This is a genomic window from Paenibacillus sp. FSL W8-0194, assembly GCF_037969745.1.
GTDB lineage: Bacteria > Bacillota > Bacilli > Paenibacillales > Paenibacillaceae > Paenibacillus_AQ > Paenibacillus_AQ cookii.
In genome coordinates, this window is the sequence record NZ_CP150205.1 from 3,813,628 (window position 1) to 3,829,537 (window position 15,910).

Genomic DNA, 15,910 nt, shown 5'->3' on the forward strand with positions numbered 1-15,910 from the left:
CTGGATCGATTTCAATATGCTATCAAGATCAATAAGGCGATTCAAGGGAAAAGCGGCCCATTTTGCCTGCGCGAAGCTCCCTCAGCAGCGTCTTGGAAGCCTTCTCCAGATCGACCCTTCCCCGCTCACCAAGCAGCCGCGTTTGCGGCCGACCGCTTCCATGATGGCCACGATTTCATCGCTGTCATCCGGGTTATGCGGAGTGTTTTCGTCAAGCTCAAAGCGTTCCCGGAACGCGTCCCAGTAGTATCTGACCAAATATTGCACGGCGAAAAAAGCGATATCCTCGGCGTTCAGGATCTCCTCTTTGATCGCTCCCGTGACGGCCAGTTTGTAACCGACGTTCTGGTCCTCGAATTTCGGCCATAAAATGCCCGGCGTATCCAACAGCTCGATTTCGCCGCCCACCTTGATCCACTGCTGGCCTTTCGTTACGCCCGGACGGTCGCCCGTCGCCGCGATGCTGCGCCCGGCAAGCCGGTTGATCAGCGTCGATTTGCCGACGTTCGGAATGCCGACGATCAGCGCCCGGATCGCCCGCGGATTCATGCCTTTGGCGATTTGTTTGTCGATCTTTTCCTTCAAAAGCAGCTTCAGCTGGCCCGGAATGTCCTTGACCCCGGTTCCGCTGGAAGCGTCCACCGGAAATGCCGCATGCCCCTGCTCCTTGAAATAAAGCTGCCATTCCTTCGTGACCGCGGCATCCGCCAAATCCGCCTTGTTCATAATGATCAGCCGCGGCTTGCCCTGCAATATTTCATCGATCATCGGATTGCGGCTGGACAGCGGAAGACGGGCATCGATCAATTCGATGACCACGTCGATCAGCTTCAGCTTTTCCTGTATTTGGCGGCGCGCTCTTGTCATATGACCTGGAAACCATTGAATCGTCACCGTCATCACCTCATTTTTGCCTTAACCAGCCGCTTGTAGGTAGATGGTTTTAATGTTTGATCAATTGGATGTCCTTGATCGGCCAGAAAATCAAATCCGCGCGTCCGACGATATCGCTAAGCGGCACGTATCCGATCATCCGGCTGTCCGTGCTGTCGGAACGGTTGTCGCCCATCACGAACACATGGCCTTCCGGAACTTTCCCGTCCGGGAACGCGGTGTTCGGAAAATCCTTGTCGTTATACAGTTTGCCCTCTTTGTGGCTTTCTTCAATCGCGCCCTGTATGTAAGTTTCGTTGACGGCTTGCCGTTTACCGTTACCGTATCCCCTTCGACCTTTACCGTATCGCCCGCAACGGCGATGACCCGCTTAATGAAATCCTTGCCTTCGGAAGGAACGTGGAACACAATGACTTCTCCGCGCTGCGGCTTCCGGATGTCGTATAAAATTTCATTGACGATCAGCCGTTCTCCCGTATGGAAATTCGGCTTCATCGAAGGCCCGTCCACAATAAACGGTTTAAAGAGAAGCCAGCGGATGAGAGCTACCAGAATTAAAGCAATGACGATCGCTTTTAACCATTCCACAACTTCATTTTTCGCTTTTTTGGGTGGTTTCTGATCCCGCTCCTGCAATTCCACCCCGTCGCTCTGAATGTCCTGCTGCATACGTCACCGTCCTCTCCTCGCATCATTTTCATGAGCTTGCCGCATTTTCATTTTTTGCCGAAAAGAAAAGCTCCTATACGGAGCCGTAACATTTCTTATCCTAAAACGAAAAGGGCTTGAAATCAAGCCCTTTACGCTGCACCGCATATTAACGGCGAATTTCTTTAATTCTCGCTGCTTTACCGCGAAGTTCACGAAGATAATAAAGCTTCGCACGACGCACTTTACCACGGCGAGCCACTTCGATTTTATCGATTTTTGGCGAGTTGATCGGGAAAGTTCTTTCCACGCCAACACCGTAAGAAATTTTACGAACCGTAAAAGTCTCACTGATTCCGCCACCGCGACGTTTAATAACAACACCTTCGAACAGCTGGATACGTTCGCGAGATCCCTCGATAACCTTTACGTACACTTTCAAAGTGTCTCCAGGACGAAAACTTGGGATATCTTTACGAAGCTGTTCTTGAGTGATCGCTTGTAGGATATTCATCTAGGACTCCCTCCTTCCGTACAGGTGTTCTTGCCTCTTCCGGAAAACCCTTCGTCTTCCTTCATCATCCGCAGCGGACCACCGTATTCCACACAACAGCGTTAATTGTATCATCTGCTAAGATCCCGGTTTGCAACCATGAATTGAACAAGGTCAGTGTCAAGCTAGCGTGGGCAGTCATTTAAGATGCCTGGAACGCGAACCCCGAAGGAACCTCTTCCTTGTAAGCGCTTTGCTTCGTTCTTTCATCAAACACAAGTGATTTGTCAGAATTTTTTGCCGTTATCCGCGAAGTGCTTTGAGTGCCATACCCGTTGTGCTGCTTTGCTTCGGTCCTTGCAGCATGCGAATCATTCCAGCGATACAACCCTTGATATTGCGTCACGTTCTTGAGCAATTGCCGCATGTTTATCGACTGCTGCGGCGTTGCCTGCTTACTCGCTTGTCCTTCAACCGTTCTTACCACCGTGCCCGCTTCTTGAATCCTCATCATCGTCCTCAGCATCGCCCTGACGCCTCGCTCACTCCAACTGTACCCGCCACGCTTCGTCCGCTTGGCGAATATACGCATCTGCGATTCCGCGCTTCCCATCGGGCGCATGCCGCTTGTGTCGATCCCCTTCGCCTGGAGTGTTTTTCGGTAGTCGTCCAAATGCTTCTCATGCCGCTTTAGAAATCTTTTATACGGCTTCCAATCCTTCCGGTTCTCTTCCGCTATCTCTTGCTCCGACACGCCTTCCAGGACCGCCATAAGCGCGGCTGCATCCTGTTTGGCCAAAGACCGTCTCACGGTCTCCCACACCTGCGGCAAATGACCAACAAAGCGTTTCAAATCACGCGCCACATGAAAGCGGTCCAGCATGTACAGACATTGGTGAAAGTAGGATGTACATTCCCCGATCCACGCCGCGCCGTCTCCGTTCACCACAAGCCACGTGTTCTCGTCGATTTCGTAACGCTCCACCAGAAAGTCCCCGAACCCTTCCCAGAAGTCGCCGCCGCTCGTATGCAGGTAATGCTGTTTGTTCTTCAGCTGTACCCGCTTGCCGTTCTTCTCCCAGCCTTCGTGTACGACTGCAATTGCGTTCTCCATCCCGCGCTTTTTGCTCCGCTGCAGCTTCGTGTACAGCCCATCCACTTCCACGAACAGCACGCGGGCAGCGCGCCGTTTCACCGCTGGCATCGGCTGTTGCGCACGCTCCATCAGTTTTTCCCTGATCGCTTGGTGGCTCAGCACATTGTAGCCCAAAAGCTGCTCCAGCCGCTTTGCGCTGTCCCGGTACGACGGTCCTTGGCTTGCGAATGCGATTGCTGTCTCTTCCAAATGCGGACTGACTTTCCCGCGCCCTTCGAATTGCAACAGCTGATCCAGCAGATACACGTGTTTGCCGCTTCTACGGTCACAGTACAATCTCCGCTTAAAGCGCACATTCCCGAACACTGTGTTGACGCTTGTTTCACGCTCGTCCTTTACTCGATAACGCTCTCGGTCCCGTTGCTCCAGGATCTGCTGATCCAGCGCCTCCAGCACCTGCTTCATCGCACGAGCGAATTCCTCCTGCATTTTCCGGAAAATCCATTGCTCAATCTCTTTCATCGTCGGCATTATTGTGGTAAAGTGGCTCACAGGAGCTTCCTCCTTCTTGGTGTGTTGTGCGTCAAACATCACTTTACCAAGGGAGAAGCTCTTTTTCTATATCCGCTTTTTCCAATTCCTACACCCACAGAGATTTTACACTATCTTGAACAAGCTTCGGCCGGTTTCCCCTCGTGTCCAAACCTACGCGGGTTTTTCGTGTTACGAACGCTTCATCTAAGCATATTGATTTCCAACAAAGCCTTTAGAATCAATCATTAAAAAAATTTTGACGTTCTTTCAAAAACCTCTTGAAATTATCTTGAATATAAATAAAATAAATCTAACGTTAAAATTATTTTATCGTCAATAATTTTTGAATGGAGTTGTGGACATGAGTGAAACGGTTTTGGTTCAATCGCTCCCCCGGCAGGGGATTCGGGCGTTAAGCGCTCACCGCTCTTACCTGGTCATGATGGCTGCAAAAATCATTTCGCGTTTTGGGGATTCGGTCGATTCCATCGCGTACAGCTGGATGGTTTACATGCTGACAGGGTCCGAAGTGCTCATGGGCACGCTGTTTGCGGTCAATTTTATCCCGGGGATCGCCTTCAGCCCTTTTACGGGCGTTTTGGTTGACCGCTGGTCCAAAAAACACATCGTCATCATCGCCGGCACCGGACGGGGAGTCATGGTATCGTTGACCGCGCTGCTGTATTTTACCGGCCTTCTCGAGCCTTGGCATTTATTTGCCGTGACGCTGATCAACTCCACTTTCGAATGTTTTTCGACGCCTGCGGAGATGTCGCTTGTTCCCCGTCTTTTGCCCAAAGAATTGCTTTTGACCGGAAATTCGCTGACCTCTTCCGCCTCCCGGACCGCCGAGCTTGGAGGGATGGCCGCCGCAGGCGGGCTCATTGCCCTGGTCGGCATTTCCGGCACGATGGTCGTCGATGCCGCCACTTTTTTGATCGAAGCCCTGCTGTTTTTCTTCGTGCGGCCGCAGCCGGATGCCCGACAGGCGGACGAAGAAACCGGGGATGCCGCAGCAACGGCCAAAAGCTCTTATTGGAAGCAGTTTGTTTCCGGCCTGCGATTCGTTAAGCAAAAACCGCTCATTCTGATGACCATGCTGGCCGGCGCGTTCGTGAACCTGTGCCTTTGTCCTTGGAACGTGCTGCAGCCCGTCTATGTGAAAGAAGTGCTCCGCTCCGGCCCCTTCGGTCTCAGCCTGCTCGGCATTACGCTCGTCGTCGGCATGATCCTCAGCGGTTTATGGATCAGCCAAAAAGGCTCGCGTTACAAAAAAAGCTCCCTCATCGTATTTGGCTTTCTGCTGCTTGGGGCGGCCTACAGCCTTCTGTACGTTCCGCCTTTGTTTGCCCATAACCCGCTGTATGCGGCCGCCCTGTTCAGCTTCGGCATGGGTTTTGCCATTTCGTTCGTCAACACGCCGATGTCAACGTATACGATGGAGGTTACGCCGCAGCATATGCTTGGGCGCGTCGGAGCGTTGTCCAGCATGATCGTCACGTGCATGATCCCTCTGGGCGGCGTCATCGCCGGCTTTGCGGGCACTCTGCTGAGCGCCAACGTGGTGTTTCTCGTGTTCGGGCTGATGATGATCGTTCCCGGACTGCTGCTTCTGAGCCAGAAAAGCTTCATGAGCATCTAAATCGCCGGAGGCAAACAAACATTCTTTGTGCTTTATCCCTTCGGGCGATATAATAGGCTTATTGACAAAATGCTCTGATCGTAAAAGCAGGAAATAATGAGGTGCGATTGTATTGGAAACGAAGGAACTGAGCACGATTGAGGAAATACGGATTTACTCCGACCCTTACCGAATGAAAATATTAAGCCATTTCCAGCGGATGGATCACCCGGCGACCATCAAAGAAATTGCCGACGACATGGGCGAAGTGCCCGCGAAGGTCTATTATCACGCCAAAAAGCTGGAAAGCATCGGGATGATTCACGTGGTAAGTACGAAAGAAATCAACGGCATAAACGCCAAATATTACGAGGCATTCAAAGGGGCGGTACGGATCAAACGCGACGACGGCGCCGACGAAGCCGCAAAAAAGATCTTTATCTCGGAAACGCAAAAGCTCCTTTCGGATTTGTACGAAGAAAACAAGCAAAGATTTTTGAAAGCCCAAAGCATGGATCAGCCCCATGGCAATTTGACGCATTCCGAAGTGTACCTGACCGAAGAGGAAGCGAAGGAATTTTTCGAAAAAATCAATCGTTTCGTGGAAGAGCATCATAAACGCAAACATGAGGGCCAAGAAAAATACGATATTTTTACGACGATTACCAAATGGACGGACGATTAAACGGGTACATCCCCGCACGCGCTTCGATTCCTTGGGAATGGCGGGTTTCGTTTTCCCATGCGGCCGTGCGGGTAGGTCTGACCCGAAGCCTTAATGCGAAAAAACCTCGGCTGGCATGCCGAGGTTTTTTTGTGTTCCGGGCGTTGACGCCTGCCCGAATCGATTACTTCAAATCTTTTTTGGCAAGGTCATAACCCTTCCATACCGTAAATCCGAGCTTGGCGTAAAAATCGATTAATCCGGTCCAGTCGATGACCAGGTTTTTGACGCCGCGGCTTGCGAGTTCGGCAACGCCGTCCTTGACGATCGCCAGCCCATAGCCTTTTCCGCGGAAACGGTCGTCCACGCCAAGCGGTCCGATGCCGCCTAGCGGGCTCTCAAACAGCGGGGCCCAATACGTGTTTTGGGCAATCAGCGGAGATTGATCGTCATTGACCCTGCAAAAGCCGATCATTTCGCCGTCCTTAAACAATCCGACAAACTCGCGCCCCGTACCGCCGCGTTCCCAATACGTTTCCGCTTCGTAAAGCCAGCGGCCGGGGAAGCAGCGTTTGAAAAAGCGCAGCATTTCGTCCCGGTCCCCGGCTTCGAGCAGACGGGCGTAAGCCCCGTCAACATACTGCTGGCGTCCTTCGTGTTCGCCCGATGTATTCACCAAGTCATATACGTCGTACAGCACTTCATAGCCTTTGCGCGCAAACCAGGTTTTGGCATCGGGCAGCTCATGGGGAATTCCCGGGAAGTAATGCCAAGGATCCCGTCCGACATAAGCCAGCTGGGCGCCTGCGTCACGGAGCGCCTGCTCCGCCTGTTCCAGCAAACGGCTGCCGACGCCTTGCCCTCTGACATCGCTGCGGACTAGAATCGCCTGAATCCAGCCTCCGCCGTCGCCAAGCTTCATGCTGCGCTGCTCTTCCTGCCATATTTTCGCAATGACGAAACCTGCTAGACGGCCCTCGTCATCGACCGCCAGCTTAGAGCCGGCTGCGTAAACGTTTTGATCCTGGAACGTATTTTGGCGCATGAGCTGCTCGCGCATCGGAAAAAGCCCGCCAAGCTCCCGATTCCAAAGCTCGCACATGGCAGCCAGCCAATCCTTATGCAGCGGAATGATATTCACATGAAGTCCCCCCGGAAAAGTAGAATAAATATTTCAAAATTACGATCAAAATATAAAATTTTATTTCATAATGTGATTATATTTTAAATTCGCTTTCGCTTCAACCTTTACCGGAAATAAACCGCTGGATCCGTCACCAGGTCGAGCCTCCCTTTGGAAACGTATGAATCAAAAAGAAGCATCGCAGGAAACCTTATTCCCGCCATCGACCAGCTCCTTTGGTTTATTTGAACGATGGTTTGGTGCAGCGTCCCTCTGGACGTTGACTTCCGTTTAGCCCATAATAGTGACAAGGATTGTCATGATTTAATCATAAATGTACTATGCAAAGGGCGGGATAACACAAGCCGTTTCCGATCCTGCTCGAATGGAGAGATGTTATGTCCAAATCGAAACGACTCATGGAGCTCATGATGGCGGTCAACCGGAAACGCAGCTTTACCGTCAAGGAGCTTGCCTCGGAATTCAACGTGTCGCCCCGAACGATATTGCGCGACCTTCAGGAGCTGAGCGAGCTTGGCGTGCCCCTTTATTCGGAGGTTGGTCCCCACGGCGGCTACCGATTGCTGAACCAGCGAATGCTCCCTCCGATCGCTTTCACCGAAGAGGAAGCGGTGTCGGTGTTTTTTGCCGTTCATGCGTTACGCCATTATTCCTCGCTGCCGTTTGAAGCGGAATCTTCTGCCGCGCTGCAAAAATTTTACCGTTTTATGCCGGAGGACACGCGGGAGCGGATCGATCAGATGAAACATCGGGTCGATTTTGTCACGCCAAAAAGACAAGCGTCCTCCCCTTTCCTGGGCATTCTGCTGAACGCCGCGGTTCGCCAGCAGGTATTAACGATCGATTATGCCTCCAGGCAAAGGCAATCGCAGCGCGACATCCAGCCGATCGGCATCAACACGAGGAACGGTTTTTGGTACTGTCCCGCCTATTGTTTCAATAGCCATAGTTTTCGCGTGTTTCGCTGCGACCGGATCAAGTCTGCCGTTCCTTCGGCAAGACCCCCCGAAAATCTACGGCATATCCATCTGGAAAACTACCATCCCTCGACACATACCAGCCCGGATCAAGTTCCCGTGTACGCCGAACTAACGATGGCAGGGGTTCAAATCTGCGAGGCCGAGGTGTGGAGCGAGAGCCTGCTTCATGTCCGGGAGGACGGCAGCGGCTGGCTTGAAGGCCGCGTTCCGAGCAGCGACCTTCCTTATTTCGCGAAATTCATCGTCGGGTTGGGTGATGAAGCGACGTTGAAACATAGCCCTGAACTGCTACAGGAGATCCGCCAGGTCGTTGCAAACCTGATAAATAAATATGGACAGACCAAGCTTCAATGATTCAAATGAAAAACAGCCTGGCTGCAAAGGTTTCCTTTGCGGCCAGGCTGTTTGGCTTGTCACGTGGTTACACTCTTCTCAGGAAATCAACGATGGTCAGCAGACCCAAATCGAAGTTTTCGAGATTGAAATGTTCGTTCGGCGCATGAAGATTTTCGTCCGGAAGGCCAAAGCCCATGCACACGACTGGAGCTTCAAGAACGCGCGAGAACGTTTCGACGATCGGAATCGATCCGCCGTCGCGGGTAAAGACAGGGCGCGTGCCGTATACATGCTCATAGGCGTCGGCCGCTTTTTGCAGCACGGGCGTGGAAGGATCGATCGTAAACGGATTGCCTTTTTCCATTGGGGTCACGACGATCTTAGCGCCGGTCGGCACATGGCTGTAAAGATGTTTCTCGATTTTGTCGAGAATGTCCTGCGGATCCTGATGACCAACGAGGCGGCAGGTAATTTTCGCATGCGCTTCCTTCGGAATGACCGTTTTGCTGCCTTCCCCTTGGAAGCCGCCGTAAACGCCGTTCAGCTCCAGCGTTGGGCGCGCTCCGGTTCTTTCGGCAAAGGTGAATCCTTCTTCCCCGAACAGGGCGTCCAGACCCAGATCCTGCTTGAGCTTTTCTTCGTCCACGTTTTGTTTTTTGAATTCTTCGCGATCCTCCGGCGTCAACTCCAGCACGCCTTTGTAAAATCCTTCGACGCTGACCCGTCCCTTTTCGTCATGCAGGGAGTCCAGCAAGCTGACCATGGCATGCAGCGCATTCGGAACGCCCCCGCCGTACGAACCCGAATGCAGGTCGGTATTGGCGGTGTGGAGGGCCACTTCGAGGGAGCAAAGCCCGCGCAAGCCCACGCAAATGGCAGGTTTTCCTTTTTCGAGCAGGGAAGTATCGGAAATAAGCACCATATCCGCTTTCAACAGATCCTGATTCTCCTCGAGGAACGTCGGCAGGTTCGGGCTGGATACTTCTTCTTCGCCTTCAACGCAAAATTTGATGTTCACGGGCAGCTGCTTTTCCTGTGCCAGAATCGCTTCGACCGCTTTGATATGTAGGAATAATTGGCCTTTATCGTCCGTCGCTCCTCTGGCGAACAGTTTGCCGTCGCGAATATCCGGCTCGAACGGCGGCGTTTGCCACAGGTTCAGCGGATCGACCGGCTGCACGTCATAATGGCCGTATACGAGAACCGTCGGTTTGCCTTCGGCATGCAGATGATCGGCATACACGATCGGATGTCCTTTGGTTTCATGAATTGTAACGTTTTCAAGCCCGGCCCGGGTCATCGTCTCGGCAAGCCACTCGGCAGCACGCTTCACATCCGGTTTATGTTCGGACAAAGCCGAAATGCTCGGAATGGACAACCATTCCTTCAATTCGCCCAAATGTTTGTCTCTATTGCCCTGGAAATAATTTTTGTAATCCATGGAGATCCTCCTTCGAAAGATAAGATGATTTGAGCCCCGTCTTTGATGAAGCAAGCGGGAAACCGGCCTATCGGCCGCTTTCTCGCTCGTTCTGCAGCCGTTTAAGGATTTGCCGGTCCTGATCGGTAAGTTCGACCTTGTCCAGCAGGTCCGGACGGCGCTCCAGCGTTCGTTTCAAGGCCTGCTCGCGGCGCCACAGTTCAATGTTGGCATGGTGTCCGCTTAGAAGAATATCGGGCACCTTCCAGCCTCTGAACTCGGCGGGACGGGTATAATGCGGATATTCGAGCAGTCCCGTGCTGAACGAGTCGGTTACGGCCGAGGTTTCGTTGCCCAGCACTCCCGGCAGCAGACGCACGATCGAGTCGATGGCTACCATGGCCGGAAGCTCCCCGCCGGTCAGCACATAGTCGCCAATTGACAACTCGTCCGTCACCAGATGCTCGCGGATCCGTTCATCATACCCTTCGTAATGTCCGCAAATAAAAATAAGATGCTCCTCCTTGGCAAACTCCTCCGCCTTGCGCTGCGTAAAGGTGTCGCCTTGCGGGCACATCAAAATAATGCGGGGAGTCGTGGACGTCCGGGACACCAAATCCTCCACGGCCGAAAAAATCGGCTCCGGCTTCAGCACCATGCCTCCCCCGCCCCCGTACGGCGTATCATCCACCGTCCCGTGTTTGCTGTTGGAATACTCGCGGAAGTTGATCGCATTCAAGCTGACGATGCCTTTCTCCTGCGCTTTTCCGAGTATGCTCGAGCGGAATACGCCGTCCATCATTTCCGGGAACAATGTCAGCACATCGACCTTCATCATATTACAGCAGCCCTTCCATCAAATGAACGACCACTTTCCGGTCTTTGACGTTCACGTCCAGAACGACGTCATCGATGTACGGAATCAGGATGCTTTTTCCCTCTTTCGGCTTCACGACCCATACGTCGTTGGCTCCCGGCGTAAGAATTTCCGTAATGACGCCCAGCTCCTGTCCTTCATCCGTCATGACGTGACAGCCGATGATTTCATGGAAATAAAACTCGTCTTCCGGCAGCTCGACCAAATCCTCGCCGTTGACTTTCAGCATGCTGCCCTTAAATTTTTCAACGTCGTTGATATTATCGTACTCTTCCAGCTTCACGATGTACATATTCTTATGGAATCTCGAGGATTCGACCGTGACGGGCAAGGGCGCTTTCCCGTCCGGCGGGACGATCAACAGCTCGCTGCCTTTGGCAAAACGGACTTCGGGAAAATCCGTGTGCGACAATACCTTGATCTCGCCTTTGATCCCGTGGGTGTTTACGATCTTGCCTACGTTTAACATGGTTTGCGGCATACTTTCCTCCTGCATTCATTGCTGTTTCCGGTCCCGTAGACCGGAGCCAAAAACGCCGTTTTGGCGCCTTCGAAAAATGAAACCGAATATTTAAACAAATAACCGCCGCTTGCCCGGCGGCATTTGCTTCCATCCTATATAATACCGCGGATAAGGCATAATTCCTTCTTGAACGGCAAATTTCCGGCTCTCCTGCCTATTTTGCTCCGCCGGAAACATATCGATCCGATCATTCGAAAAAAAGGGCTAGGAAATGCATCCTAGCCCCCTTCGTACCTTTAAGATATAATATCCACGGTTACGCGTTTATCCATTTTGACTGCTGCGGAAGTGACGACCGTGCGGAACGCCTTGGCGATCCGGCCCTGCTTGCCGATGACCTTCCCTACATCGTCCGGATGCACGGTCAGTTCATAGACAATCAGGTGATCCTTCTCCACCGTTCTCACGGTCACATCTTCGGGATGATCCACTAAAGCCTTAGCAATGACTCCGACTAATTCTTCCATAGATAACCCTCACCATCAGTCATTATTTCTGTTGCTTCAGCTCATGGAACTTCTTCAACACGCCCGCTTTGCTCAGCAAGTTGCGAACCGTATCGGATGCTTGCGCACCATTTTGGAGCCATGCAAGAGCTTTATCTTCATCGATTTTTACTTCAGCCGGTTGTTGTACCGGGTTGTAGTAACCGATTTCTTCGATAAAACGGCCGTCACGCGGGGAACGGGAATCCGATACCACGATGCGGTAGAAAGGAGCTTTATGAGCACCCATGCGTTTCAGACGAATACGTACTGCCACGAAATTCACCTCCTTCAACAAAATATATATCTTTCAGATTAACGGAACGGGAACCGAAGTCCGCCTTTGCCGGCCAATCCTTTTAACTGTTTCAAGGCCTTGCCTTTAGGACCTTTCGGCCCCATCATATCCGAGAACTGTTTCATCATCCGGCGCATCTCGTCGAACTGCTTGATCAGCCGGTTCACCTCGGCGAGCGACGTTCCGCTGCCCGTGGCAATCCGCTTGCGGCGGTTGTGGTTGATGATGTCCGGATTCTGTTTCTCTTCTTTCGTCATCGAGAACACGATGGCTTCGATGCGGCCCATCTGTTTCTCGTCGACCTTCAAGTCTTTCACCTGCTTCAGCTTGCCCATGCCGGGAATCATGTCCATGATCTGGTCGATCGGTCCAAGCTTCTTCACTTGCTCCATCTGCTCCAGGAAATCGTCGAAGGTAAATTCGGCGTTGCGCATTTTGCGCTCCATTTCCTTGGCTTTTTCAGCGTCGATGTTGGACTGCGCCTTTTCGATCAGCGACAGCATATCGCCCATGCCGAGAATCCGCGAAGCCATCCGCTCCGGATGGAAAGGCTCAAGCGCGTCGACTTTTTCGCCCAGCGCGGCGAATTTGATCGGGCAGCCGGTCACCGCCTTGACGGACAACGCGGCACCGCCGCGCGTATCGCCGTCCAGCTTGGTCAGGACCACGCCCGTCAGTTCGAGCTGCTTGTTAAACGTGTCCGCCACATTGACGGCATCCTGCCCCGTCATGGCGTCGACGACGAGCAGCACTTCGTCCGGCTTGATTTCGGCGTGGATTTGCCGCAGCTCTTCCATCAACTCTTCGTCGACGTGAAGACGGCCGGCGGTATCGACGATCAAATAATCATGGCCGTTGTCCTTGGCATGCTGCAAGCCCTGCTTCGCGATTTCCACCGGGCTTGTCTTGTCTCCGAGCGAAAATACCGGCACTTGGATCTGTTCTCCCAGTACCTGGAGCTGCTTGATTGCCGCCGGGCGATAAATATCGCCTGCAACGAGCAGCGGACGGTGGTTTTGCTTTTGCAGCATTTTGGCCAGCTTGCCGGAAGTCGTCGTTTTACCGGCACCCTGCAAACCGACCATCATGATCACGGTTGGAGGCTTGTTGGCTTTCGCCAGTTTCGCCTGGCTTCCGCCCATCAGCTCGGTAAGCTCTTTATTGACGATGTCAATGATCACCATGCCCGGAGTGAAGCTTTGCATCACTTCCGTGCCGACGGCTTTCTCCTTCACCTTGGCTACGAAATCCTTGACGACTTTAAAGTTGACGTCCGCTTCCAAAAGGGCCAGACGCACTTCGCGCATCGCTTCGTTTACGTCGTCCTCGGTGACCTTCCCTTTGCCGCGCAGCTTGCTGAATACGTTCTGCAGCCTGCTGGTCAATCCTTCAAATGCCATGAACCGCCACCTCCTTCATTTGATTTATTCCCATGCTTCCAATTGATCCACTAGATCATTAATGTTCGTTTTATCGCTCTGCGCCATCGCGCTGGCATTCACCAACTCGCGCAGCTTCTCTAAATCCTGTAGGCGCCGTTCGTGCTTCTTGAGCAGCCCGAGCTTTTCCTCATACTGCTCCAGCACCTGCTCGGCCCGTTTAATATGTTCATATACCGCCTGCCTGCTGATCTCGAATTCGGCGGCGATTTCCCCGAGGGAAAAATCATCGTGAAAGTAATATTTAAGGAACGTCTGCTGCTTTTCCGTCAGCAAAAGTTCATAGAAGTCAAACAACAGATTGATCCGGTTCGTTTTCTCGAGCCGATTCTCCTGACTCATTTAGGGGCACTCCCTTCGTCAAGGAAAAACACTTTACACTTCATTAACGTTCATTATCATACAAAAAACGAAGAAAGATGTCAAGCATTATTCCTTGTCATCCTCCGATCTTTTTCCCATCGGCCCCCCAACCGGCTCGAACCTCTTGCTATCAAGCGTTTTACGACCAGGGGAGCAAATAAACCAGCACGGCGAAAAAGTGGACGATGCTGCCGCCTAGCACGAATAAATGCCAAATGGCATGATGGAACGGGAACCCGCGCCAGACGTAAAATATCGTTCCGAGCGTATAAAGCACGCCCCCGACCGCGAGCAAAATGATTCCGCCGGACGCCACGGCTGCCGTAAGGGGCCCCCAGGCAACGACGACCATCCAGCCCATCATCAGATAAAATATCGTCGACATAAATAAAAAGCGTTTCGTGAAATAAGCTTTGAAAATGCAGCCCAACACGGCGATCCCCCACACGATCCCGAACAAGGTCCAGCCCAGCGGTCCGCGGATCGCCACCAACATAAACGGCGTGTACGTGCCGGCGATAAACAAGTAGATGGAAGAGTGGTCGAAAATTTCGAACAGGTCTTTGATTTTTCCTTCCTTAAAGCTGTGCACCAGGGTGGAATTCAAATACAAAATCAGCATCGTCGTGCCGTAAACGGAAAAACTGACGATATGCCAAGCCGTTCCCTTCATCGTCGAAAAGACGATCAGAACGATTAAAGCGGCTACGCTAAGCAGCGCGCCGATGCCGTGGGTAATGGCATTGGCCACTTCTTCCCGCCGGCTGTAGGTATATGTGTTCGCCATAAACAACCCTCTCATGGTTTCTTTACTTATCATTATAACCTTCCCTCCTCTGCCATTTCCACTTTTGCGGGGTCCCGGCCGTCCTCAGCTGTTCCAATGGAAGGTTCAAAGGGGAAAATGGCTATAAAAAAACGATGAAAAGATGTGTATATATTGCTGTATCTTTAGGTGCTGCAGCTGCCTGATGCCAAAAACATCATGTTCGAGCGAACCGCAAGAAAGGATTCTTTTATGTACCGGTTTTCGCCTAAGCCTAAGCCTGTTAAAGCTTATGAAAATACCCCCGCAGGTGTGCCTGTACGCCGGCCGCGCCAGAGAACGCGGCTCCCGCTTCGGCTTCGCGAGGTGTAACCCTTTTTTATAAGTGAACGAAAAACGAAAACGGCAATCCGCCGGAATGAATTCCGGTGACCGCCGTTTTCGGATATGGGCGAAACAAGCCTCGGATGGGTTCATTTTTGGTCCAAATTTACTTCCATCTCCAGTTCCTTCAGAAAGGTAACAGGTGTCATTCGTTTCGTCATCGCGCTAAGCGCCGCTTTTTTGTCCACTGCCGGGAATACCAATTGGTAGCGATATACGCCCTTGTCAACTCCGATCAACTCCTTGCGCAGCTGATTAAGAGATTTTCCGTTTTGTACAAGCCAGATCGGAACCGTTTGAACGGAAGCCGCTTCTCCCTTGGCCGTCACGTTCAGAACCGTCTTATCTTTTCCGTATTCCACGCTCGTTATGGCCACGGTGCCGATTTTACCTTGATCGAGTACGATCGGATATTTTCCCTTCAATGGAACCGTCACGTTCGCTTTTTGTGCCGATTGAAGGGAGTTGTCGTCGTAATTGCCTCCTACATACGGTTTGAGCTTCAGCGTTTTCGGGTTTCCTTTTAATGCCGCCACCTGCTCCGTATACACCCGGTCTAAGCTGCCGTCCTGCTTTTGGCGCCATTGCTCTTTGGCTTGAATCCGTTCGTAAATCCGTCCGTTGGTATCGATGACCAGAATATTCATCGCCATAATATTTTTGTCGATCTCTTTGTCGATGTTTTCCGGAACGATCCGCGAAAGGGAAAATTCCGTTGCATTCGAACCGGCCTTCAGCGATTCCAGCGTAAACGCCGCTCCCCCATATTGTTTCTCGATTCCGGGGTTCAGGGAGAAGCCGGTGCCGGAAACGGGTGCATTCTGGGCAGGTTGGGCGTTTGTTGCGGCATGCAGGACGGATCCGTTCACGGCTCCTCCAAGCAGCAGCGCTGTCGTTAATACGGCAATGGTCGTTTTTTTCATTATGGTTGCCTCCTCATGGGTA

General features: G+C 52.2%; 14 protein-coding genes and 3 pseudogenes. 3 read left to right on the forward strand and 14 right to left on the reverse strand.

The features are described 5' to 3' along the window. Positions 1–28: 28 nt before the first annotated feature. From ylqF to MKY58_RS17250, 4 genes and pseudogenes are all read right to left on the reverse strand, one after another. Positions 29–894, reverse strand: a pseudogene (gene ylqF / locus MKY58_RS17235) (ribosome biogenesis GTPase YlqF). Positions 895–943: 49 nt separating this feature from the next. Continuing rightward, positions 944–1,563, reverse strand: a pseudogene (gene lepB / locus MKY58_RS17240) (signal peptidase I). A 148-nt stretch (positions 1,564–1,711) separates the two neighbouring features. Further along, positions 1,712–2,056 carry a 50S ribosomal protein L19 gene (gene rplS / locus MKY58_RS17245; RefSeq protein WP_036714491.1) on the reverse strand — a complete coding sequence of 115 codons (345 nt, stop codon included), beginning with the start codon at positions 2,054–2,056 and terminating at the stop codon, positions 1,712–1,714. Between the two features lie 282 nt (positions 2,057–2,338). Beyond that, positions 2,339–3,683 (reverse strand): annotated as a pseudogene (locus MKY58_RS17250) (ISLre2-like element ISTco1 family transposase). A 343-nt stretch (positions 3,684–4,026) separates the two neighbouring features. Here MKY58_RS17250 and MKY58_RS17255 point away from each other — a divergent pair. Next, entirely contained in the window at positions 4,027–5,307 is a 1,281-nt protein-coding gene (locus MKY58_RS17255; RefSeq protein ID WP_339321345.1) for an MFS transporter, read from the forward strand. Positions 5,308–5,419: 112 nt separating this feature from the next. Continuing rightward, positions 5,420–5,971, forward strand: coding sequence for a helix-turn-helix domain-containing protein (locus MKY58_RS17260; RefSeq protein ID WP_212948901.1), 552 nt, complete (start codon positions 5,420–5,422; stop codon positions 5,969–5,971). Between the two features lie 163 nt (positions 5,972–6,134). On the opposite strand, the gene MKY58_RS17265 is transcribed toward MKY58_RS17260, so the two are convergent. Then, on the reverse strand, positions 6,135–7,091 hold the full coding sequence (locus MKY58_RS17265; RefSeq protein WP_339321346.1) for a GNAT family N-acetyltransferase: 957 nt from the start codon (positions 7,089–7,091) through the stop codon (positions 6,135–6,137). Between the two features lie 380 nt (positions 7,092–7,471). On the opposite strand from MKY58_RS17265, the gene MKY58_RS17270 reads away from it, so the two are divergent. Next, positions 7,472–8,428 carry a YafY family protein gene (locus tag MKY58_RS17270; protein WP_339321347.1) on the forward strand — a complete coding sequence of 319 codons (957 nt, stop codon included), beginning with the start codon at positions 7,472–7,474 and terminating at the stop codon, positions 8,426–8,428. 67 nt (positions 8,429–8,495) lie between these two features. Here MKY58_RS17270 and MKY58_RS17275 read toward each other — a convergent pair whose 3' ends face one another. The 9 genes from MKY58_RS17275 to MKY58_RS17315 form a co-directional block, all read right to left on the reverse strand. Beyond that, complete coding sequence (locus MKY58_RS17275) at positions 8,496–9,851, reverse strand: dipeptidase (protein ID WP_212948899.1); 1,356 nt, start codon at positions 9,849–9,851, stop codon at positions 8,496–8,498. 67 nt (positions 9,852–9,918) lie between these two features. Next, positions 9,919–10,665: a tRNA (guanosine(37)-N1)-methyltransferase TrmD gene (gene trmD / locus MKY58_RS17280; RefSeq protein ID WP_339325188.1), complete on the reverse strand. Its 747-nt coding sequence runs from the start codon at positions 10,663–10,665 to the stop codon at positions 9,919–9,921. A 4-nt stretch (positions 10,666–10,669) separates the two neighbouring features. Further along, positions 10,670–11,188, reverse strand: coding sequence for a ribosome maturation factor RimM (gene rimM, locus MKY58_RS17285; protein WP_339321348.1), 519 nt, complete (start codon positions 11,186–11,188; stop codon positions 10,670–10,672). Between the two features lie 278 nt (positions 11,189–11,466). Then, positions 11,467–11,697: a KH domain-containing protein gene (locus MKY58_RS17290; protein ID WP_036714484.1), complete on the reverse strand. Its 231-nt coding sequence runs from the start codon at positions 11,695–11,697 to the stop codon at positions 11,467–11,469. 22 nt (positions 11,698–11,719) lie between these two features. Next, positions 11,720–11,992: a 30S ribosomal protein S16 gene (gene rpsP, locus MKY58_RS17295; protein ID WP_036714483.1), complete on the reverse strand. Its 273-nt coding sequence runs from the start codon at positions 11,990–11,992 to the stop codon at positions 11,720–11,722. Between the two features lie 38 nt (positions 11,993–12,030). Beyond that, the gene (gene ffh / locus MKY58_RS17300) at positions 12,031–13,413 is read right to left on the reverse strand and encodes a signal recognition particle protein (RefSeq protein ID WP_339321349.1); all 1,383 of its coding nucleotides are present in this window, start codon (positions 13,411–13,413) and stop codon (positions 12,031–12,033) included. Positions 13,414–13,437: 24 nt separating this feature from the next. Beyond that, entirely contained in the window at positions 13,438–13,794 is a 357-nt protein-coding gene (locus tag MKY58_RS17305; RefSeq protein ID WP_339321350.1) for a putative DNA-binding protein, read from the reverse strand. Positions 13,795–13,954: 160 nt separating this feature from the next. After that, a complete protein-coding gene (locus MKY58_RS17310; protein WP_339325189.1) occupies positions 13,955–14,602 on the reverse strand; it encodes a hemolysin III family protein in 648 nt (215 codons plus the stop codon). A 452-nt stretch (positions 14,603–15,054) separates the two neighbouring features. After that, on the reverse strand, positions 15,055–15,888 hold the full coding sequence (locus MKY58_RS17315) for a hypothetical protein (protein ID WP_339321351.1): 834 nt from the start codon (positions 15,886–15,888) through the stop codon (positions 15,055–15,057). Between the last annotated feature and the right edge of the window lie 22 nt (positions 15,889–15,910).

Bases quoted from the DNA above. Each gene is read 5' to 3' on its own strand.
- rplS (WP_036714491.1), bottom strand. From the start codon at position 2,056: ATGAATATCCTACAAGCGATCACTCAAGAACAGCTTCGTAAAGATATC.
- MKY58_RS17255 (WP_339321345.1), top strand. From the start codon at position 4,027: ATGAGTGAAACGGTTTTGGTTCAATCGCTCCCCCGGCAGGGGATTCGG.
- MKY58_RS17270 (WP_339321347.1), top strand. From the start codon at position 7,472: ATGTCCAAATCGAAACGACTCATGGAGCTCATGATGGCGGTCAACCGG.
- MKY58_RS17275 (WP_212948899.1), bottom strand. From the start codon at position 9,851: ATGGATTACAAAAATTATTTCCAGGGCAATAGAGACAAACATTTGGGC.
- trmD (WP_339325188.1), bottom strand. From the start codon at position 10,665: ATGAAGGTCGATGTGCTGACATTGTTCCCGGAAATGATGGACGGCGTA.
- rimM (WP_339321348.1), bottom strand. From the start codon at position 11,188: ATGCCGCAAACCATGTTAAACGTAGGCAAGATCGTAAACACCCACGGG.
- MKY58_RS17290 (WP_036714484.1), bottom strand. From the start codon at position 11,697: ATGGAAGAATTAGTCGGAGTCATTGCTAAGGCTTTAGTGGATCATCCC.
- ffh (WP_339321349.1), bottom strand. From the start codon at position 13,413: ATGGCATTTGAAGGATTGACCAGCAGGCTGCAGAACGTATTCAGCAAG.
- MKY58_RS17305 (WP_339321350.1), bottom strand. From the start codon at position 13,794: ATGAGTCAGGAGAATCGGCTCGAGAAAACGAACCGGATCAATCTGTTG.
- MKY58_RS17310 (WP_339325189.1), bottom strand. From the start codon at position 14,602: ATGGCGAACACATATACCTACAGCCGGCGGGAAGAAGTGGCCAATGCC.
- MKY58_RS17315 (WP_339321351.1), bottom strand. From the start codon at position 15,888: ATGAAAAAAACGACCATTGCCGTATTAACGACAGCGCTGCTGCTTGGA.